The organism is Natronococcus sp. A-GB1 (genome assembly GCF_029688845.1).
In the GTDB taxonomy this organism is placed as follows: domain Archaea; phylum Halobacteriota; class Halobacteria; order Halobacteriales; family Natrialbaceae; genus Natronococcus.
Window position 1 is genome coordinate 22,190 of sequence record NZ_JARUKW010000013.1, and the last position, 20,220, is coordinate 42,409.

Here is a 20,220-nt window from a genome sequence, read left to right on the forward strand (position 1 = left end):
ATTCTGGTGAGTGCCGATCCCCGGATTACGCCTGTCAGTGGCGTTCACCGCACGCCACGTCGCTCGTTCCACGAGCACGCGCCTCAGAGACCGACGCCCGACAGTCGAACCGTCGTCAACGGAGTCGCGGCTGCGGCCGCGGCGGGCGCTCACTGCTCGAGCGACCGCGGCTCGGCCGGGATCGAGCGGCTCCGCTGGGCGATCTCCAGGGCCTTCATCAGGTCCGTCCGCGAGAGCAGCCCCGCGAGCGAGCCGTCGTCGTCGACGACGAGGATGCGTCCGATATCCTCCCGCTGGATCGTCCGCAGGGCTGACGTCGCCTCGTCGGTAGGCGCGGCAGTGACGAGGTCGGTCGACATCACGTCCGTGACGACGTCGTCGGCGTCGTCAGCCCGCTCCTGGAGGTCCTCGAGGGTGACGATGCCGACGAGTTCGCCGTCCTCGAGGACGGGGTAGCCGGTGTGGCGCTCGCGCATCATCCGCTCGAGGAGCCGATCGAGCGGGAACTCCGGCGTGACCGTATCGAGCCGCGCCGCGGGCGTCATCAGGTCGGCGACGGACAGCCCCTCGAAGGCGGTCTCGACGAAGATCTGCTGGGTCTCGCTCGAGGCGGCGATGTAGATGAAGAAGGCGATCGCGATCGCGAAGATGCTGAGCGTAAGAATGCCGAAGAATCCGAGCAGGAGTGCAAACCCCTTTCCGACGCCGGCGGCGATCTGCGTCGCCTCCAGCCGCGATCGGTTCCGCGAAAGCAGCGCTCGAAGCACCCGTCCGCCGTCCATCGGGAACCCCGGGAGCATGTTGAAGATCGCCAGCACGACGTTGAGTATCGCCAGGTAGCCGAGCACGAACAGCATCGCCGGGAACTCGGCGGGCAGCAGGACGAACCCGACGTAACAGACGACTCCGACAGCGACGCTGACGATCGGACCTGCGATCGCGATGACGAACTCCTTGTGCCAGTCCTCGGGCATCTCGGCGAACTGCGCGAGCCCGCCCAGAAACCACAACGTGATCGACTGGGTCTCGAGGTCGTAGCGGCGGGCGGCCAGCGCGTGTCCCAGCTCGTGGAAGAAGACGCTGACGAACAGCCCCAGCGCGGCCGCCAGCCCGAGCAGCCACGGCGTCACGCCGTCGGTCAGCGGGACCGGATCGATCCCCGCGCCGAAGGTGTCGTTGAGCAACTGGACAGTGAGTTCCATCTGGACGCCGATGAGGTAGGCTAACAGCGGAACGACGAGGAGAAACGAGACGCCGAGCTTGATCGGAATGCCGAACGCCGAACCGATACGGATACTGGCCATACTGGCGTTAGGAACCGGAGCCTCTTCAGACGATATGCTGCATAGGTCTCTCGGACCTCAATCGGCGAGGCGACGCAGCGCCGCGCCCGCGGCCGCGACCACGATCCCCGCCGCTGCGATCAGTCCCAGTCCGGGGGCGTACGAGCCCGTCAGATCGTGGCTCGTCCCGATCAGCACCGGACCGAGGAAGCCGCCGATCTCGCCGACGGCGAAGATGAAGCCGACGGCGGTGCCCGTCAGCCGCGCGCCGATCCCCTCGAGCGCGGGCGGGATCGCTCGAACGAGCGGCGAGAGCCCGCCGACGCCGAGTCCGGCGACGACGATACTCGCCAGGAGCGCGACCCACATCCGATCGGCGAGCACGATACCGACCATCCCAACACAGAACACGATGCCGCAGCAGATCAGCGCCGACGGACGGGCCTCGTAGCGGTCGGCCAGTGCCGGGACCGTAAAGATTCCCACGGCGTAGGCCGCGACGAAGAGGCTCGTCGTCTGGCCCGCGAGCCCGGGCGAGACGCCCCGGGCCTCGAGCACCGTCGGGAGCCAGCCCTGTATCCCGTGACTCGCCAGCAAGTACATCGTGCCGACGACGACCACGAGCTGGAGCTCCCGGTGAGTGAGGATCAGCCGGAGGTCCCGTCGGATCGACTCGAGGGGCGATCGGTCGCCGTGGTCGTTCTCGTTTGCGTCCTTTGCCGCGGCGCGGTCGTCGAGCCTCAGTTGCCGGGCGAGGAGGTACCAGCCGAGCCCGTAGCCGATCGCGACGAGCCCGCTCCAGAGAAAGAGCGGGCGCCAGCCGCCGAGCCACGGGCCGAGGATCGGCCGTCCGACCCCGAAGGCGAGCGCGGTCCCCGCCGACGCGCCGACGAGGTAGATCGAGGACGGAAGCCCCGTTCGGCTCGGCGGAAACAGCGTCGAGACGAGCTTCGGCAGGCCAAACGTGATCGCGGTCGCGCCGACTCCGAGCAGCAGGGTCAGCGCCAGCAACGACGGAAACCCTTCGGCGACGCTCCGACCCGACTGCGCGACGCCGAAGATCGCCGCGCCGGCCGCGAGGCTCCGTCCGGGACCGATCCGATCGACCGCCAGTCCCGAGAACAGCGCCAGCGGGATGTAGGTCAGCGGTACCGCACCCGCGACGACGCCGGCCTGCGTCCCCGACAGCTCGAGCTCCGCGATGATCGTCGAGAGGTACGCCGGTAGCGAGAACCAGACGAACATCAGGCAGGTGTAGGCGAGTGTCGCGGCGACGACGATCCCGTAGCTCCGTCGGCGCCCGAGGGTGTCGTCGGCCATTCGTCCGCGAGATGCGGGCGTTTCGTCCTGTAGGTTGGCCTTGCCCCGCCCGGTTGCCGCTTCGCGATCTCGAGGGGAACCCTCCGTTACTCCGCGCACTCGAGCGCTACCGGTCGAGCAGCGGTCGCGAGGCGTTCGCGGCGACGAGCGATGCGCTCACCGCAAACGCGCCCGCCGTCATCAGCGGGCTCAACAGGCCGGCCAGTGCGACCGCGATCGCGATCGCGTTGTACGAAAGTGCCAGCCAGAGGTTCTGGGTGGCGCGGTCCCCCGCGGCTCGAGCGAGCGCGATCGCCCGCTCGACGCCGGCCAGGTTGTCTCCGAGGATCGCGAGGTCGGCAGCGTCGGCCGCGAGCGCGGTCCCGCCGCCGAGCGAGATCCCCAGGTCAGCCGCGGCCAGCGCGGGCGCGTCGTTGGTCCCGTCGCCGACCATCGCCACCTGCCGATCCGCCGCCAGCCGCTCGATCGCCGCGGTCTTGCCGGCCGGCGGGACATCGGCGAAGACCTCGAGGCCGGCCCGACGCTCGAGGAACGCGCTGGCGGCCGTGTCGTCGCCGGTGAGGACGACGATCTCGATGCCCGCATCCTGAAGTCGGGTCAGGCTCTCGACCCACTCGGCGCGGGGCTCGTCGCCGACGACGACGAGCCCGCACGCGCGGCCGTCGGCGCCGACGAGGACCGGAAGCCGTCCGCGCCTGCGGGCCTCAGCGGCTCGCTGGGTGAGGTCGCCCTCGAGCGTCCAGCCCCGTTCGCGGAACAGATCCGGGTGGCCGACCAGCACCCGTCGTCCGTCGACGACGCCCTCGACGCCGGTCTCGTGGGAGTCGAACTCCCGAACCGTCGGCGGAGCGCCGGCACCGTCGCCGACGGTCGTTTCGCCCCTGTCGGCCCCGTCCTCGCCGGCCTCGAAGCCGGTCCCGCCGGCGAACGCCTCCCGGATCGCGGTCGCAGCCGGATGGGCCGCCCGTTCCTCGAGCGCGCCTGCGGCCCGGAGCAGTTCCTCCGGTGCGTCGGCCTCGAGCACCCGCATCTCGCCGGTCGTCAAGGTTCCCGTCTTGTCGAAGACGACGACGTCGACCGCCCGGAGCCGTTCGAACACCGTCTCGTCGAAGACGACGATCCCCCGATCCAGGGCCTCTCGAATGCTCGTCGCGACCGAAACCGGGGCCGCGAGGCCGAGCGCCCAGGGGCTCGTGACGATCGCGGCCGCCAGGATAGCGGTCACCGCCGTCGTCGCGTCCCAGCCCAGCGCGAGCGCGGCTGCGCCGACGCCCCCCACGGCGAGGACGACCAGCGGAGTCGCACGCGCGGCGAGTCGATCGGCGCGCCGGCCGACGCCGTGGGTCGCGCTCTGGAGATCCCAGACCGTCTCAGTGAGGCGCTCGAGACTGCTCTCGGTTCTGTCGGCCGCGTCGACGATCGCCGCACCGGAAACGACGAGCGAGCCGCCGACGGCGTCGTCGCCCGCCCGCTTTGCCACCGGAAGCGACTCCCCGGTGACGACCGCCTCGTCGACCGTGCAGCTCCCCTCCGCGAGCCGGCCGTCGACCGGGATCCGCTCGCCCTCGCGGACGAGCAGCCGATCGCCCGCGGCCAGCCGCTCGGTCGGCACTGTCCGTGTCGTCCCGTCGGCCTCGAGCAGGCGCGCCTCGCCGACGTCAGAGACGGTGAGGTCGGTGAGCCGGGCCAGCGCCCGCCGTTTGACGGTCGCCTCGTAGAACAGCGCCGCCATCACCGTCGCGGCGACCAGGATCGTCAGGTCGTAGTAGACGTCGTTGCGACCGAGCGCGAGGGCGACGGTGCCGTAGGCGAAGGCGGCGACGACGGTGACGGCGGCCAGCAGCTGGGTGTTCGGCCGGCGGAGCTTCAGGCTGACGTAGGCGCCCCGGAGGAGGGGCATCCCGCTCAGGTAGAGGACGGCGCCGGTGACGGACAGAAACAGCGGCAGCAGTATCAGCCCGTCGAGGGTTGCGAACGCCCCCTCGTACGGTGCGAGAAACCGCCAGTCGACGACGTCCGCGAGATAGACCGGGTAGAGGATCGTGACGTACGGCACCAGCAGGAAGGAGCCGAAGACGATCCCGACGACGTAGCGCATCTCGAGGACGTCGTCGGTGCGTCGCTTGCGAAGGCCCGCCATCTCCCGGGACCGATGGGTGGTCTCGCTCGAGTCGTCCCCGTCGCTCCTGCTGTCCTCGGCGCTCCCGCTGGCGATCCCCTCCCGGCGGTAGGCCGTATACCCGGTCGTGGTCAGAGTTACCCGAAGCTCGTCGGCCGAAGTCAGCGCGGGATCGTAGTCGACCCGCACCGTTTCGCTGACGTAGCTCGCGCTCGCCTCGAGAACGCCCTCCCGTTTCTCGGCGATCGACTCGAGGTAGGCCTCACAGAGCGCGGAGTACATCCCGTCGATCCGGAAGAACGCGCGGGCCGCGTCGTCGGGTGTGTCGCTCGAGATCGTCGCGTCGTCCGCCGTCCGCTCGTCGGCTGCGCCCTCGGGTGGCTCGCCGAGGCTCTCGTGGATCTCCCGACAGCCCCTCGAGCAGAACCGCTCGTCGCCGTCGACGTCGGCGCCACAGAGCCGGCAACTGCCCGTCTCCGCGCGGGTATCGGACACGTCTACCCGTACGACGGCCCACAACAATAACGATGGCTGGTGGTGTTCAATCGAGTTGAGCGAGGCGGCTGGAGAGGGCAGGGGATCCAATGTGTTAGGGGGGGGGAGTAGAACGTTCACTCCGCTGGTATTCCCGTGCTGGCTCGAGTGTACGTCACCGATGACTGTCAAGAACAGCGCGCTGAATACAGGTGGTGCAGTTACCGTATTGGAAATCGAAGCCCAGAAAGTACTTTAATGTCAGTCAATGAGAACAGCCTATGGTAGACATCATAGGCATCCTCATCATAGGACTTATCATATTCCTCTTCATCGCCGGTGCTTCTTATTTAGGGGCTATGATGGCGCTTCAGTCTTTCCACTATGGGACACGACCAAGTATAACTACAGTTATAGAGATCATCCGACAAGACGGGATTCGACAAGGCGGGGACGAACGGAACTAATTGATAAATAAGCACGTTCTACGTAACGAATCGGGCGAATTAGATTCACGAGCCAGCTAAAAACGAACCCGTCCCACCAATTACTGGTTACAGATACCCCAGATCCGCCAGTCGCTCCTTGGTTCCGGCCTGCATTTCGACCTCCCCGCCCGCTTCGGACGCCTCGAGCGAGTCGAAGTGCTCCTCGAGTCGTTTCCGAAGCTCCCGAACCCGCTCGGGGCGGTCGGCCGCGAGGTCGGTCCGCTCGTCGGGATCGCCCTCGAGGTCGTGGTAGCGTTCGAAGCCGTCGTCGCCGCAGACGTACTTCTCGTCGTGGGTGCGGATCGCCCGGAGCCGGCGATCGAACGCGCGCACGCGGTCGGGGATCTCGTCGAAGCGGGCCTCAAGGCGGTCGATCGAGGGCTGGGGGGCGGCATACTCGGCGAAGATCGCGTCCCGTCGCTCGCCGTCGCTGTCGGGGTGGAACGACCGACCGTGGCCCTGCTCGAGCAGTTCCGGGTCGTCGATCCCGACGGTCTCGAGCAGCGTCGCAGGGAGGTCGAGCAGCTGGACCAGCTCCCGTCGCCGACCGCCGCCGGTGAAGGGACCGCCGTGACAGACGAGGGGGACGTTGATCAGGGTGTCGTAGAGGTTGTACTGGTGGCCGAAGAAGCCGTGCTCGCCGATGTGTTCGCCGTGGTCGCCACAGACGACGAACAGGGTGTCCTCCCACTCGCCGGCTGCCTCCAGGGATTCGCGAAGCCGAGCGAGGTGATCGTCGACGTAGGCCAGTTCGGCCCGGTAGAGCCCCCGGAGGAGCCGGAACTCCCGCTCGGTGAGATCGTAGTCCTCGCAGTCGAAGGCGCGCGGGTCCTGTCGGATCGCGGTCGCCTCCTCGTAGCTCGCTCCTTCGGGGAGAAAGCGCTCGGCGTACGACCGCGGCGGGTCGTACTCGACGTGGGGCTCGATGAGGTTACAGAACAGGAAGAAGGGGTCGTCGCCCCGCCCCTCGAGCCAGTCGCCGATCCAGTCGACCGACCGCGAAGCGCCGTCATCGCCGGTCGGCTGGAACACCTCGCTGTAGAGGACGTTCGCCGCGTTGACGAGGGGGTTGCCCTCGAACAGCCGGTCGCGGGTCGCTTGCAGCTTCTCGCGGGCGTCCTCGCCCCTGACGACGGCGCCCATGTCGGTGTCGGACTGGATGTACTGCCAACCCTTCCGGAGGTCGTCGAACCCGCGGTCGAAGCCGAACTCCTCGGTGATCCAGGTGTTGTTCGAGACGCCGACCGTCTCGTACCCGCCCTCAGAGAAGGCCTCCGCCAGCGTTCGAAGATCGTCGTCGAGGAACGTATGTCCGCCGTGGGCACCGTGTTCGGACGGGTAGCAGCCGGTGAATATCGAAGCGTGTGAGGGCAGCGTCCACGGCGCGGTCGCGAACGCGTTCTCGAAGCTCGTCCCCTCTTCGGCGAGCGTCGTCAGCGTCGGCGCCGTCTCCGGGCTGACGCTTTTCGCTCGAGCGGTGTCGAGAACGACGAGAACGACGTTCCGAACGTTAGTGTGTGACTCTCCGTCACGCTCGTTGGGTTCGCTCATGACTATATCTCCTCCGCCTCTCGTCGGCAAGGAGCCAGACCCGGCTAATGCAGGGGATTCAGGGATTCGGATCGGGTCGAGTGACCGTCTCCGTCGGCGACCGATCAGGCTGTAGCCGGCCCAACGCTTACTCGACCCGGTTGCGTACGCCGGTGCAATGGCCCCGCCAAACATCGTTCTGATGCACTGCCACGATCTGGGGCGCTATCTCGGCTGCTACGGAGCGGCCGTCGACACGCCGCGGATCGACGGACTCGCCGAGGAGGGGGTCCGCTTCGACCGCCACTTCGTGACAGCCCCGCAGTGTTCGCCGAGCCGCTCGAGTCTGATGACCGGACGCCACCCCCACCAGAACGGGATGTTGGGGCTCGCTCACGGCGACTGGGAGATCGGCCCCGACGAGCGGCTCCTTCCGCGGTTGCTCGGCGAGGCCGGCTACGAGACCCACCGATTCGGCCTTCAGCATATCACCGAGTACCCCGACCGGCTCGGCTACGATCACGAACACGTCGAGGAGTCCCTGCGGGTGAACACGCCCCCGTCGGTCCACGAAACCGCCCGCGCCCGCGACGTCGGTGAGGAGGTCGCCTCGGTGCTTTCGGCGGGCGAACACGACGACCCCTTCTTCGCCTCCGTCGGCTTCTTCGAACTCCACCGGGTCGAGGAGGAGGATCGGTTCGGCTTCGAGGCCGACCGCTACGAGACCCCCGATCCGGAGCGCGTCGAGCCGCTCCCGTTTCTCCCCGACCAACCGGGGATTCGCAGCGACATCGCCGAAGTACAGGGGATGCTCGGGGCGCTCGACGACGGCGTCGGAACGGTGCTCGACGCCCTCGAGGAGGCGGGGCTCGCCGAGGATACCCTCGTCGTTTTCACGACCGAGCACGGACTGGCGTTCCCTCGGGCGAAGGGCTGTTGTTACGACGCCGGTATCGGCGCTGCGCTGGCGATGCGTTACCCCGACGGATTCGAGCCGAGCGTCGTCGACGACCTCGTCAGCAACGTCGACGTCTTCTCGACGCTGCTCGAGTTCGCCGACGTCGAGGTCCCGGCGAACGTCGCCGGGCGGAGTTTTCGGAACCGGCTTGTCGACGAGGGCGAGGACGAATACCAACCCCGGGAGCGGCTGTTCGCGGGGATGACCTGGCACGATCGGTACAACCCGGTACGGGCCGTCCGCACGGACCGCTACAAGTACGTCCGCAACTTCTGGCACCTGCCCGGTGTCTACCTCACGCGCGACATCTACGAGAGCGCGGCCGGCAGCGAGGTCCGCGAGGAGTACTACTGCGAGCAACGCCCCTACGTCGAGCTGTACGACCTCGAGACCGACCCCCACGAACAGGAGAACCTCGCCGAGGATTCCGACCACGAGGACGTCAGGGACAGCCTCCGGGACGAACTCATCGGGTGGATGATCGAGACCGACGACCCGCTGCTCGAGGGTCCGGTCCGACCCAGCGACTGGGACGCGATCCACCCACAGATCGAGAGCGAACCCGAGCAGGACGGACCGTAGTCCGGCTCCGCCTACACGAGCCAGCGCTTTTTAACATCCCGGAGCGGGCGACTCGTCGACCCCTCGAGACCGAACGACGGCCCTAACACGCCCGGCCCGCTGCGTTCAATCGATGTCTCTGCGCGCGTTCCGGATCGCCTACGACGGCAGTGGCTACTACGGCTTCCAGCGCCAGCCCGACGTGTCGACGGTCGAGGACGCGCTCTTCGACGCCCTGCGCGCGCTGGGTGTTCTCGAGCCCGACGCGAGGAAACCGACCGACTACGCCGCAGCGGGACGAACCGACGCCGGCGTCTCCGCGCTCGCCCAGACGATCGCCCTCGAGGTGCCCGACTGGCTGGCGCCGCGCGCGTTCAACGGCGAACTCCCGGCCGACGTTCGTGCGTGGGCGGCCGCCGCCGCACCTGAGGGGTTCCACGCGACCCACCACGCGACCCGACGCGAGTACACGTATCACCTGTACGCACCGCCCGCGAACCGCCGCGAGGAGAACAGCCCCGCTCGAGACGGCCGAGCGGCCGTCGACGACGACCGCTTTCGAACCGCCTGTGGCGAGCTGTCGGGAACGCACGACTTCCACAACCTCACGCCCGACGAACGCAACACCGAGCGGTCGCCGACGCTCGAGGCGACGCGGGACGGCGACTATCTCGTCGTCACCGTTTCTGCCAGCGGCTTCGCCCGCGAGCTCGTTCGGCGGCTCGTCTCGCTCGCCGAATCGGTCGGAACAGGCGAGCGATCGTTCGCAGACCTAGAGCGCGCCATCGAGCCCGAGTCGCTGCCCGGTCACGAGGGGATCGCGCCCGCTCCGCCCGAACCGCTCGTGCTCGCCGACGTCGACTATCCCGATCTCGCGTTCGAAGTCGACGGGGACGCCGCGGCGAGCGCTCGAGCGGTGTTCGACCGTCGACAGATCGATCGACGGACCGGGTCGCGAGTGGCGGGACAGCTCCGGGACGGCCTACGATAACTCCCGTTCGACCCCACGCAGGAGAGCGTTTTTGCCCCCTGCGTTCGATCGACGGCACATGGAGCTCTCTCCCGAGGAGTACGGCGCCTACTGGCGTGCATCGATCTACGTCGCCGCGGGCGTCGTCCTCGTCTTCCTGAGTTATCGGTTCGTCATCTCGACGCTGTTCGCCCAGTCGGAGGGCGGCCCGATCGCGATCGGACTGTTCCTGTTTGGGACGTTAACGTTCGCTGGCTGCTTTCTCGCCATGCTGGGCGTCGCACGAGTCGTCCGGACCGCCGTCGACGCGGAGATGCGAGGGTGAGAACGAATCCGCTCGAGAGCCGTCACCTGACGAGTGCTTCGGTCTCGGTTCGATCCTGCTGTGAGACGACGTAGCGTACGACCTCCCGCTGGGTGTGTTTTTCCACGAGATGATCCTCGAGACCACGGTCTAACTCCAGGACTTCCTCGCAGACGGGACACGTAACTGGTGGATCGAATGTCATGTTCTCCTTCGATATTTGCCAACTGCGGACAAACCCCTACAGCCTGCATATGCTCGCACCCGAATCCGACCCCGCTACTCCCAGGCCGACGGCCAGACCTCGGCCGCCCGCATCCCGGGGACGTAGTTCTGGGCCTCGAAGCGCTCCCGAAGTTCGTCGGCTGACACCCGCGGAACTTCGGCACCGGTCAGCTCCCGAACCAACAGCGCGACCAGCATCGCGTGTTCGCGCAGGTTGCGCGGTTCGACCTTGTCCCTGGTGTCGGCCGCGGTGTGACCCCAGCCCCGTCCCCGCTCGCCGCCGTCGGCTGGCTCGCTGTGGAGCTGCAGCGAGGGAACGCCCGCACGCAGGAACGGCCAGTGATCGCTGAACGGGTGGGGATCCCGGTCGTGAACGATCGGCTGGCCGACCGAGTCGGTTACGTCCTCGGCGAGCTCCGCCAGCGGTTCCGAGGCGTGGGAGAGCGCCTGCAGGTTTCGGAATCGGCCGGCACCGTCGACGTTGACGACCGCCCGGACCGATTCGAGCTCGAGGCCCTCGGCCAGAGCCTCGGCGCCCAGCAGCCCGATCTCCTCGCAGCCGACGCCGGCGATTCGGACCCGACACTCGAGATCGTCCTCGAGGTCGGCGAGGATCGACGCCGCACCCACGACGGTCGCGATCCCGCAGCCGTTGTCGAGCGCCCCCTCGGCGGTATCGTGGGCGTCGTAGTGAGCCAGGACGAGAACCTCCTCGTCGGTGTCGGGGCCCAGGGTCCCGTGGACGTTCCGGCTCGTGCCGTCCGTCGTCGAGGCGTCGACGCGCAGTCGGGCTCGAGCGTCCCGCGTTGCGTACTCGACGAGCCAGTCGTGGGTTTCGGCGCTGACGCCGACGCCGGGGATCGCGGCCTCGGCGTCGAACTTCAGCGCGCCCGTCGGCGGCAGCTGGCCGGGGACGTGGTTGGCGAAGACGAACGCCTCGGCGCCCGCGGCGGCCGCGTGGCCGAACTTCTCCATCCGGTGGACGAACCGTCGATCCGGGGGGGTCGTCGTGCTCGCGACCGCGATCGCGCCCCGCAGATCGGCCTCGTCGATCTCCTCTGGGGTGCCGTAGCCGACGTCGACCAGCGGCCCCTCGAGGTCGCCCGGCGGACAGTACGGTAGGGCGATCGCCTCGAAGCTGCGCTCGGTTGGTGTGTCCGTCCCGTCGTCGCCGACGTCGGTGACCGCGAACTCGGTCGTCCCTCGCTGCCAGTGTCGCATCGAAAACTCGTCGGTCCGAACGTCGGCGACCCCCGCCTCCTCGAGGCTGTCGCGGACGAACGCCGCGGCTCGTCGTTCGCCCGAAGACCCGCCCATTCGGTCCGGCAGGGCGGTCAGTCGACTCAGCAGGTTCCAGGTTCGGTCGTCGGCCCACGCGCGGCCGAGCGCTCGCTCAAGGGTCGGGTCGCGCTCGCGAGTTGTCGATCCGCCGATGTCGTCCATACCTCGCCGTTTCGCGGCGACGATCAAAAGCCGTCGGGTGATCGATGCGGGGCTTCGATACCCTTTACCAGCTTCATTCCGAACGTTCGTTCATGAGTTCCGTTCCAGAGCGCTCCGAGATCGACGACGAGTACACGTGGGATCTCGAGAGCATCTACGCGACCGACGACGACTGGGAGGCCGCCTACGAGGCGGTCGCCGAGCGCGTCGACGAACTCGCGGACTACGAGGGGGAGGCGACCGACGACGCCGAAACGCTGTACGCCGTCCTCGAGCTTCGAAACGAGATTATGCGGGAGGTCGCGACCGTCTTCTCGTACGCCCGAATGCGACGCGACGAGGATACGACCGACCAGGAGTATCAGGCGATGACCGCCCGGGCGCAGTCGCTGGCGGCCGACGCCCAGTCGGCGGCGTCGTTCATCGAGCCCGAGCTCCAGACACTGACCCGCGAAGAGTTCGACGCGATGGTCGACGAGCAGCCGGAACTCGAGACCTACGACCACTACGTCGACGACGTGTTGCGGATGAAGCCACACACGCGCTCGGCGGAAGTCGAGGCGCTGCTGGCGGATCTGAGCGAGGTGACGGGAGGGACGGGAGAGGTCTACAACATGCTCTCGAACGCGGACATGTCGTTCCCGACGGTCGAAGATCCCTCGGGCGAGCCCGTCGAGATCACCCAGAGCAACTTCACGAACCTGCTCAAGCGCCCCGATCGCGACTTTCGACGCGAGGTCTACGAAGCCTACTTCGAGGAGTGGAGCGACGTCCGCAACACCGTCGCCGCCTCCTACAAGAACAGCGTCAAAGCCGACGTCAAGATGGCCCAGGCTCGCAACTACGACACCGCCCGGGAGGCCGCTCTCGACGGCCCGAACGTTCCCGTCGAGGTCTACGACACGCTCGTCGACAGTGTCAACGACAACCTCGAGAAGCTCCACCATCATGCCGAGCTCAAGCGTGAAGCCCTCGAGGTCGACGAGCTGCAGATGTGGGACCTGTACATGCCCCTCACCGCCGACGAGGGGCCCGACGTCGAGTACGACCAGGCGACCGAGTACGTCGTCGACGCCCTCGAGCCGCTGGGCGAGGCGTACCAGTCCCGCGTCGCGGAGGGTCTCGAATCCCGGTGGGTCGACGTCTACGAGAACGAGGGCAAGCAGTCGGGCGCCTACTCGGGCGGCACGTACGACACCCAGCCCTTCATCCTGATGAACTACCAGGACGACATCGCCTCGATGTACACCCTGGCCCACGAGCTAGGACATTCGATGCATTCCGAACTCGCCAAGGAGGAACAGCCCTACGTCTACTCCGATTACGAGATCTTCGTGGCCGAAGTCGCGAGTACGGTCAACGAGGCGCTGCTGACCAATCACTTGCTCGAGACCGTCGAGGACCCCCACTTCCGCAAGCACGTGCTCAACGAGTTCTTAGAGCGAGTGCGCTCGACGCTGTACCGACAGACCCTGTTCGCCGAGTTCGAACACGAGGCCCACCGTCTCGAGGAGCAGGGCGAGCCGCTCACCGCCGACCGCCTCGACGAGATCTACGGGGGGCTCAAGGAGCGGTACTACGAGCCCGCCGAGACCGACGACCGCATCGCCCGCGAGTGGATGCGCATCCCTCACTTCTACCGGGCGTTCTACGTCTACCAGTACTCGACGGGGATCTCCGCCGCGCTGGCGATCGTCGACGGCATCGACGAGAACGGCGACGAGGCCGCCGACGACTACCTCGACTTCCTCCGGCGGGGCTCCCGGGAGTACCCCCTCGAGTTGCTGCGGATCGCCGGTGTCGACATGAGTTCCTCCGAGCCCGTCGACCGCGCGCTCGAGACCTACGGCCGACGGCTCGAGCAGCTCGAGGACCTGCTGGCGTAGGCCGCTTTCGACGCTACCGTTCGGTTCGAAGATCGAGCCGGCGGTACGCGAGCCCGATCGCGACCAGTACCGCCCCGAAGCCGACGGCGAGTACCTCGCCCGCGAGGAGCCCGTAGCCGACCAGCGCGATCCCGGCGACGCCGTGCGAGGCGACGATCAGCGGCCGCCGACGTTCCCGGTTCACGTTTCGACCCAGACGGCCCGTCCCGTTATATCGTTCGTCCTCGAGACGCCGATCCCGACGGCTCAGATCGCGACCGCGAACCCGACCCCGAACCCGACGGAGACGAGCACCAGCACCAGCACGGCGACGAGTCGCCCGCGGGAGGGCTCGCGCTCGAGGTCGACGTGCGGACCGTCGGTTAGCGCCTGGACGCCAAAGAACGCGAGCGACAGCGCGCCGACTCCCACGACGATTCCGAACAGCGGCGACGAGTCGATGATCGGGACTGTGGTAAGCAGCCAGCCGACTGCGAGCAGTATCGTGCCGATACCGTTTGCCTGCTGCCACCCGATCGCTCGCCCGCCGATCCGGAGTCGGTCGGTCGCGCTCGAGAGCACGAACGCGAGGCCAGCGAGACAGAACAGGACCGCGCCGACGATCGACGGCCAACCCGACGGCTCGGCGAGCGCGAGAAAGCCGGTCGAGGAGAGGAGGATTCCGACCCCAAGAGGGAGTGCGAGACGGCGTTGGAAGCGAGCCATAATGAAATGACTTCGACAGATCACATAACAGTTACCCCGCCGCCGTCGGCCGAGGGGAGCCGACCGATGGCCGTCGATCACGGCCTCGCGGATCGAACCACCGAAAGAGCGATACGATTACCGGGAGATGCTACTGGAGAATGCGAGAGACCATCGTCGATCGCCTCCGGCAACCGGAGTACACCGGCGAGAACCGGTGTACGCCGTGTACGGTACTCAACCTCGCCATCGCCGGCGCAATCGGTGCGGCCGTCGCACGCAGGTCGAGAATCGCGGCTGCCGCCGTCGTCGGAGCGTCGACCGCCGCGATCTATCTCCGGGGATATCTCGTTCCTGGGACGCCCGAACTGACCAAGCGGTACCTGCCGGAGCCGGTGCTCCGGCTGTTCGGCAAGACGCCGGAGCCCGAGATCCGCGGCGGGCTCGTCGCGGGGGAGTCACGAGCCGACGAGACGGGCACAGAGCCGGGAGCCGTCGACTCCGAGACCGACAGCGACGTCGACGAACCGGACGCCGTTTCCACGGCCACCGATACCGGGGACGCATCCGACCGTCCGCAACCCCCTGAACCCGAGACCTACTTCCTCGAGGAGGGGATCGTCGAACCCTGCGAGGAGATCGACGACCTCTGTCTGACCGAGTCGTTCGAGAGCGCCTGGAGCGACGAGATCGATCGGATCGACGCCGACGCGCTCGAGGGGACCGACGCCGCGAGAGCCCTCGGATTCGACGCCGAGGATGGCGCGTTCGAGATCACCGGTCACGGCGGCGACGCGCGCACGCTCCGGCGGGACGGCCGCCTGCTCGGCAAGTGGCCCTCGCGGGCCGCCCTCGTTGCCGACGTCACCGCCGCTCGCGTTCTCGAGTCGTGGGACAGTGACTGGACGGACTACGACCCGCGGGCGAGGGGCGAACTGCTCAACAGTCTGCGGCTGTTCCTCGAGACCTGCCCGACGGCCGGGGGCGAGGTCGTCATGGGCGAGGAAACCGTCGAGTCCTGCTGTCGCTCCCACGACGTCATCGCGATCACCTGCGCCGAAACCGACGAGCGGCTGTTCGAGTACCCCGTCTCCGAACTCGACCTCGAGTAACGGAGTGTTGATTCGAGCGCGGATACCGTCGTGTCCGCCCTCGGGCGACGGAATCCGCCACGCAATCCCACCGCGACCCAAAGGCACATTTATCGTCGAAAACTAATCGACCTATAACAGATGTCTCGAAGCCCGTCTATCCCCGACCGACCACACCGCGAGATCGACCCCGATCTCCCCGACGACGAGCGGCTCGATGCGCTTCGCGACCACTTCGAGGATCTCGTCGACATCAACGAGCAGCTCACGGAGCAACTCGACGAGGCCGAGGGCCGCAGACAGCGCCTCCAGGAGAAGGCCAACCGAGTCGAACGCGAGAACGAGACGCTGAAGAGCTCCTCGCTGTATATCGCGACCGTCGAGGACGTGATCGACGAGGAAGTCATCGTCAAACAGCACGGCAACAACCAGGAGGTCCTCACGGACGTTTCCCCGCGGCTGCTCGAGCGCGTCGAGGCCGGTGACCGCGTCGCCGTCAACGACTCCTTCGGGATCCAGACGATCCTCGAGGCCGAGACCGACGCCCGCGCCCAGGCGATGGAGATCACCGAGCGTCCCGAGGTCGACTACACTGACATCGGCGGGATCGACGAGCAGGTCAAGGAGGTCCGCGAGGCCGTCGAACAGCCCCTGACGAACCCCGAGCTGTTCGAGGAGGTCGGCATCGACCCCCCAAGCGGCGTGCTCCTGCATGGTCCGCCGGGAACCGGGAAGACGATGCTCGCGAAGGCCGTCGCCAACGAGACCGACGCCACGTTCATCAAGATGGCCGGCTCGGAACTGGTTCGCAAGTTCATCGGCGAGGGCTCCCGGCTCGTTCGTGACCTGTTCGAGATGGCCCGCGAACGCGAGCCGGCAATTATCTTCATCGACGAGATCGACGCCGTCGCCACCACCCGAACCGAGTCGAAGACGTCGGGCGACGCCGAGGTTCAGCGGACGATGATGCAACTCCTCAGCGAGATGGACGGCTTCGAGGCTCGCGGCGAGATCCGTATCATCGCCGCGACCAACCGCTTCGACATGCTCGACCGCGCGATCCTCCGCCCGGGCCGGTTCGATCGGCTCATCGAGGTCCCCGAACCCAGCCAGGAGGGTCGCGAGCAGATCCTCGCGATCCACACCCGTGACATGAACGTCGACGACGAAGTCGACTTCGCCGCGCTGGCCGAGGAGACCGACGGCTACTCCGGCGCCGAGATCGAGAGCCTCGCGACCGAGGCCGGTATGTTCGCCATCCGGAACGACCGCGAGGAGGTCCGCCAGCAGGACTTCCTCGACGCCTTAGAGAAGATCGAGGAGGACGACTCGAGCGACGTGATCTCGTCTGCGGGCTACTTCTACCAGTAAGCGCGAAGTTTTGCTCTACGGGTGCGCCTTCGGCGCACCTCGGCAAAATCTTCAAAAGAGTGCGAAGCACTCTTTTGCACGGGGCGATTCCCCCGGAATCGCTTGCAGTCGGCGCGAAGTCGTTCGAAACGGCGAAGCCGTTTCGTGATGCCAAAAATCTTCTATTTTTGAGCACGCCGACGACCTCGCGGGATCAAAGATCCCGCTCAGATTCGGTTAAAAGCACTCCTCTTTCCTCTCCGCTCGCTTCTCTCGCTCCGAATCAATCGTCGGCCCGCTCGCAGCCGACGACTGCTCGCGGTGAGTGTCATGAACCGCCTGCCCTTTCCCGGCTCGCGACGTCCTCATCTCTTCGGACGCCGCTCGCGGCCACGGCGCAACCGAGGATCGCAACGCCTTACGCCGCGGGAGCCCTATCCCGGCCATGAGCATGATCCGAGTCGTCTGGGGTACCGGTTCGGGACCCACGAAGATGGCCTCCTACGACGCCGCGCTAGCCGACGCCGGTGTCGAGAACTATAACCTCGTCGCAGTGTCGTCGGTGATCCCGGCCGACACCGACGTCGAAGCCGTCGGAACCGCACCCGACCTCGGACCTGCGGGCGACCGTCTGACCGTCGTCGAGGCTCGAGCGACTACCGCCGGGCCGGGCCGGGCGAGCGCTGCACTCGCGTGGAACCAGTCCGTCGACGGCGGGCCGGGGCTGTTCTACGAGACCGCCGGCGAGATGGACCGCGACGACGTCGAACGCCGCGTCCGTGAGGGGCTCGAGGCGGGCCAGGAGCTGCGCGACTGGCCGTTCGACGACCCGAGCGTCGTCGTCGAGAGCAGCCGAGCCGATGCCGGGACGTACACGACGGCGCTGGCGTTGGCTGTGTACGGCGAGAGCGAGCCGATCTGCTGAGCTGCCCGAAGGCGAACGCTTTTCACCTGTGGCCCCTATACACAGGATACAACTTCTCATGAACGGAAATACGCCGTATGCGGGGCTGCCGGGCGAGACCGGTGCTGGTCAGCGTGCCGCGGCGGACGTTCCGGAGCTCTCGAGCACCCAGCGGCGGACGCTCAGCCGCGACGTGTCGCGGATCGCCGCCCGAACCCGCGAGTTCCTGCCAAACGAGTACATCGTCGACGCCGACGTCGCCAGCGGCCAGGCCGGCTTTCAGGTGACCGTCGCCGTCCAGCCGCCGATCGGCCATCCCGTCAGCGCCGGCTTCCAGCCCGACCTCGAGGAGCCAACCGAGGAACTCATCTCGGCTGACGAACGCGACGAGGTCGCCCGCGGACTGGCCGCGAGCGCGGCGCTACAGGTCAAGCAGGCGGTCAGCAACAACGTAACGCCGACGGCGAAGTAGCCTCGAGAGTCCTTCTAGTACAACAGCTGTTCGAGCTGGTGGCGTCGACGCTCGAGATCGACCGCCGGCTCGAGGGTCGGATCCGCGACGAGTCGATCGATCGCCAGCAGTGGGTCCGTGCCGGCCCGCTCAACGTCCTCGAAGAGCGACTCGATCGCGGCGCGGTTGGTCGCAAGCGAGGACGACAGGTCGATCGCGAGAACCAGCGGGATCGCCTGCTCGGGACGGGGCGGGAGTGCGTCGCTGATCCGAGCGAAGTCAGGTTTGTCGTCGGATTCGGCGGTCGAGTCGGCCTCGCTTTCGACCGGATCGACCGTGAGACAGCGCGTACAGACGCTGACTACCGCGGCGTTCGCCGGCGCGTGGTCGCGATACTCGGCAGAAAGGGAGAGAACGATCGTCGCGTCGGAACCACACGCCGAACAGGTCATCGGAGCTAGTCGCCGCCGGGGACGCCGCCGGCAGTCGACTGGCCCATCTCCTCGGACTCGGTGCCGGCGGTGTCGCCGGTCGCGGCCTCCTCGGTCTCCTCGACGTCGTCTTTGGCCTCGCGCTCCTCTTTCTCTTCCTGCTCTTTCTTGTCCTTGATCTTCTTCAGGCGGAAGGTCTCCTCGCGCTCCTTCTCCTCGAGTTTCTGCTCGATGTACTCCTGGCCCTCGTAGAGCTCGGGCAGGATCGTGAACTCGAGCGCGTTGACCCGACGTTTGGTCGTCTCGATCTCGCGGAGCATCTTCTTCATCGCCGTCTCGACTTCCGCGGCGAGGATGATGCTCTCCAGTAGGTCCTCGTAGGCCTCGGCGGCCTCGTCGATGCGCGCGGAGGTCCCCATGATCCCGTAGCCGCGCTGATCGAGGCTCTTGGAGACGCGCGAGGACTCGATCTGTGGGACGACGACGCCCATGATGTTCTTCGACTCGGTGGTGATCTCGGGGTGTTCCTGCAGGGCCGCTGCGGCGCCCCGAACCGCGACGTCGCCCTCCATCGCCCGGGCCATGTTGATCTTCTTCTGGGCGTCCTCGTAGTCGTCGGCGAGGTCGCCGCGGACGTCCTGGGCCTTGTCCAGGATGTCCATGAACTCCATGATTAGCCCGTCCCGCTTCTTTTCCAGGGTCCCGTGCCCGCGCTCGGAGAGTTCGATCCGGTCTTCGATCTCCATCAGGTTCTTGCGGGTCGGTTTGACGTCCTTGGCCATCTTGTGGAGGATTTGCGCTCCCAGTCGGATAACTGTTTACAGTTTTGCCGGCTCGAGCGATCGGTTTCTCGCGGCCGCACTCACGACGTGACCGGGCACGTCATTCCTCGAGTTCGAGATCGGCAACCACCGGCAGGTGATCCGACCGGGGCGTCGTCTCGTTCGGGGGGAGCGTTCGATACTGCCTTACGTCAACGGTCGACGGAACGAACACGTAGTCGATCCGGTCACCGATGCCGCCGTCGAAACCGCGGAACGTTCCGGCGGGACCCAACCGCTCGCTCGCGACTCGACGGGCATCCGCGAGCGGGCCCGTCGTCAGCGTCCGGTGGGGGGCCGATCCGACCGTACAGTTCGCGTCCCCGGTCACGACCGGCACGTCTCCCTGCTCGAGGCGGTTCGTCGCCCGTCGACGCAGCAGTCGTGCGGACTCGAGGCGTGCCCGCTCGCCGCGGTGGTCGAAGTGGACGCTACAGAACCAAACGGTCCGGTCACTCTCCTGGTCCCGCAGGCGAGCCCACGTGGCGACCCGGGGCAGGGACGCGTCCCATCCGACGCTCGGTTCGGCCGGCGTTTCCGAGAGCCAGAACGCACCCGTCTCGAGGCGCTCGAACCGCGACGGTCGCCACGCGATCGGAACGAACTCCCCCTCGCGCTCGCCGTCCCGTCGGCCGACGCCGTGCCAGTCGTACGCCTCGAGGCCGGCCTGCAGGTCGTCGTACTGGTGGGCGAGTGCCTCCTGACTGCCCAACAGATCCGGGTCGATCCGGTCGAGCGTCTCGAGAACTCGCGAGCGCCGCTCGTCCCACGGGTACTCGTCCGCCGGATCGTCGTACCGGACGTTGAACGTAGACGCCCGAATGAGGGCCATACGTTCGATGCCGACAACCAGCCGGGTAACGGTTGCGGAGTCGCAGGTCGTGCTCTCGAACTACCAGTTGTGGCAGGAGAATCGGACGGAACCCG

19 protein-coding genes are annotated in these 20,220 nt (G+C 67.2%); 8 read left to right on the forward strand and 11 right to left on the reverse strand.

All coding sequences use genetic code 11. The features are described from left to right. Positions 1 to 149 precede the first annotated feature (149 nt). The 4 genes from QA600_RS15140 to QA600_RS15155 form a co-directional block, all read right to left on the reverse strand. Positions 150 to 1,304: a site-2 protease family protein gene (locus QA600_RS15140; protein WP_278292784.1), complete on the reverse strand. Its 1,155-nt coding sequence runs from the start codon at positions 1,302 to 1,304 to the stop codon at positions 150 to 152. A gap of 57 nt (positions 1,305 to 1,361) precedes the next feature. After that, positions 1,362 to 2,603, reverse strand: a complete 1,242-nt coding sequence (locus tag QA600_RS15145; protein ID WP_278292785.1) for an MFS transporter — start codon at positions 2,601 to 2,603, stop codon at positions 1,362 to 1,364. A 106-nt stretch (positions 2,604 to 2,709) separates the two neighbouring features. Further along, positions 2,710 to 5,217, reverse strand: a complete 2,508-nt coding sequence (locus QA600_RS15150) for a heavy metal translocating P-type ATPase (protein ID WP_278292786.1) — start codon at positions 5,215 to 5,217, stop codon at positions 2,710 to 2,712. A 533-nt stretch (positions 5,218 to 5,750) separates the two neighbouring features. Further along, positions 5,751 to 7,235 (reverse strand): sulfatase, encoded by a 1,485-nt coding sequence (locus QA600_RS15155; protein WP_278292787.1) that lies wholly within the window; start codon positions 7,233 to 7,235, stop codon positions 5,751 to 5,753. Positions 7,236 to 7,392: 157 nt separating this feature from the next. Between QA600_RS15155 and QA600_RS15160 the strand changes: the two genes are divergently transcribed. The 3 genes from QA600_RS15160 to QA600_RS15170 all read left to right on the forward strand — a co-directional run bounded on the left by QA600_RS15160 (position 7,393) and on the right by QA600_RS15170 (position 10,028). Next, complete coding sequence (locus QA600_RS15160) at positions 7,393 to 8,754, forward strand: sulfatase (protein ID WP_278292788.1); 1,362 nt, start codon at positions 7,393 to 7,395, stop codon at positions 8,752 to 8,754. Positions 8,755 to 8,866: 112 nt separating this feature from the next. After that, the gene (truA, locus tag QA600_RS15165) at positions 8,867 to 9,724 is read left to right on the forward strand and encodes a tRNA pseudouridine(38-40) synthase TruA (protein ID WP_278292789.1); all 858 of its coding nucleotides are present in this window, start codon (positions 8,867 to 8,869) and stop codon (positions 9,722 to 9,724) included. A gap of 58 nt (positions 9,725 to 9,782) precedes the next feature. Next, positions 9,783 to 10,028 carry a hypothetical protein gene (locus tag QA600_RS15170; RefSeq protein ID WP_278292790.1) on the forward strand — a complete coding sequence of 82 codons (246 nt, stop codon included), beginning with the start codon at positions 9,783 to 9,785 and terminating at the stop codon, positions 10,026 to 10,028. A gap of 22 nt (positions 10,029 to 10,050) precedes the next feature. Here QA600_RS15170 and QA600_RS15175 read toward each other — a convergent pair whose 3' ends face one another. Further along, positions 10,051 to 10,212: a hypothetical protein gene (locus QA600_RS15175; RefSeq protein WP_278292791.1), complete on the reverse strand. Its 162-nt coding sequence runs from the start codon at positions 10,210 to 10,212 to the stop codon at positions 10,051 to 10,053. A gap of 74 nt (positions 10,213 to 10,286) precedes the next feature. After that, the gene (locus QA600_RS15180; RefSeq protein ID WP_278292792.1) at positions 10,287 to 11,675 is read right to left on the reverse strand and encodes a M28 family metallopeptidase; all 1,389 of its coding nucleotides are present in this window, start codon (positions 11,673 to 11,675) and stop codon (positions 10,287 to 10,289) included. 92 nt (positions 11,676 to 11,767) lie between these two features. Here QA600_RS15180 and pepF point away from each other — a divergent pair, with 92 nt between their 5' ends. Then, entirely contained in the window at positions 11,768 to 13,561 is a 1,794-nt protein-coding gene (pepF, locus tag QA600_RS15185; protein ID WP_278292793.1) for an oligoendopeptidase F, read from the forward strand. Between the two features lie 13 nt (positions 13,562 to 13,574). Here the strand turns inward: pepF and QA600_RS15190 are convergent, their stop codons facing one another. Together QA600_RS15190 and QA600_RS15195 are read right to left on the reverse strand one after the other, a co-directional pair. After that, positions 13,575 to 13,745 carry a hypothetical protein gene (locus QA600_RS15190; protein WP_278292794.1) on the reverse strand — a complete coding sequence of 57 codons (171 nt, stop codon included), beginning with the start codon at positions 13,743 to 13,745 and terminating at the stop codon, positions 13,575 to 13,577. A 62-nt stretch (positions 13,746 to 13,807) separates the two neighbouring features. After that, positions 13,808 to 14,266, reverse strand: a complete 459-nt coding sequence (locus QA600_RS15195) for a hypothetical protein (RefSeq protein ID WP_278292795.1) — start codon at positions 14,264 to 14,266, stop codon at positions 13,808 to 13,810. 140 nt (positions 14,267 to 14,406) lie between these two features. On the opposite strand from QA600_RS15195, the gene QA600_RS15200 reads away from it, so the two are divergent. The 4 genes from QA600_RS15200 to QA600_RS15215 all read left to right on the forward strand — a co-directional run bounded on the left by QA600_RS15200 (position 14,407) and on the right by QA600_RS15215 (position 18,062). After that, positions 14,407 to 15,357 carry a hypothetical protein gene (locus QA600_RS15200; RefSeq protein WP_278292796.1) on the forward strand — a complete coding sequence of 317 codons (951 nt, stop codon included), beginning with the start codon at positions 14,407 to 14,409 and terminating at the stop codon, positions 15,355 to 15,357. 120 nt (positions 15,358 to 15,477) lie between these two features. Beyond that, positions 15,478 to 16,707 carry a proteasome-activating nucleotidase gene (locus QA600_RS15205; protein WP_278292798.1) on the forward strand — a complete coding sequence of 410 codons (1,230 nt, stop codon included), beginning with the start codon at positions 15,478 to 15,480 and terminating at the stop codon, positions 16,705 to 16,707. Positions 16,708 to 17,131: 424 nt separating this feature from the next. Continuing rightward, positions 17,132 to 17,611 (forward strand): pyruvoyl-dependent arginine decarboxylase, encoded by a 480-nt coding sequence (locus QA600_RS15210; protein ID WP_278292799.1) that lies wholly within the window; start codon positions 17,132 to 17,134, stop codon positions 17,609 to 17,611. 58 nt (positions 17,612 to 17,669) lie between these two features. Then, positions 17,670 to 18,062 (forward strand): DUF5811 family protein, encoded by a 393-nt coding sequence (locus QA600_RS15215; protein ID WP_005553227.1) that lies wholly within the window; start codon positions 17,670 to 17,672, stop codon positions 18,060 to 18,062. A 14-nt stretch (positions 18,063 to 18,076) separates the two neighbouring features. Here QA600_RS15215 and QA600_RS15220 read toward each other — a convergent pair whose 3' ends face one another. From QA600_RS15220 to QA600_RS15230, 3 genes are all read right to left on the reverse strand, one after another. Then, complete coding sequence (locus QA600_RS15220) at positions 18,077 to 18,493, reverse strand: DUF6276 family protein (RefSeq protein ID WP_278292800.1); 417 nt, start codon at positions 18,491 to 18,493, stop codon at positions 18,077 to 18,079. A 5-nt stretch (positions 18,494 to 18,498) separates the two neighbouring features. Beyond that, entirely contained in the window at positions 18,499 to 19,254 is a 756-nt protein-coding gene (locus tag QA600_RS15225) for a V-type ATP synthase subunit D (RefSeq protein ID WP_278292801.1), read from the reverse strand. A gap of 100 nt (positions 19,255 to 19,354) precedes the next feature. Then, positions 19,355 to 20,125 (reverse strand): endonuclease/exonuclease/phosphatase family protein, encoded by a 771-nt coding sequence (locus QA600_RS15230; RefSeq protein ID WP_278292802.1) that lies wholly within the window; start codon positions 20,123 to 20,125, stop codon positions 19,355 to 19,357. Positions 20,126 to 20,220 lie beyond the last annotated feature (95 nt).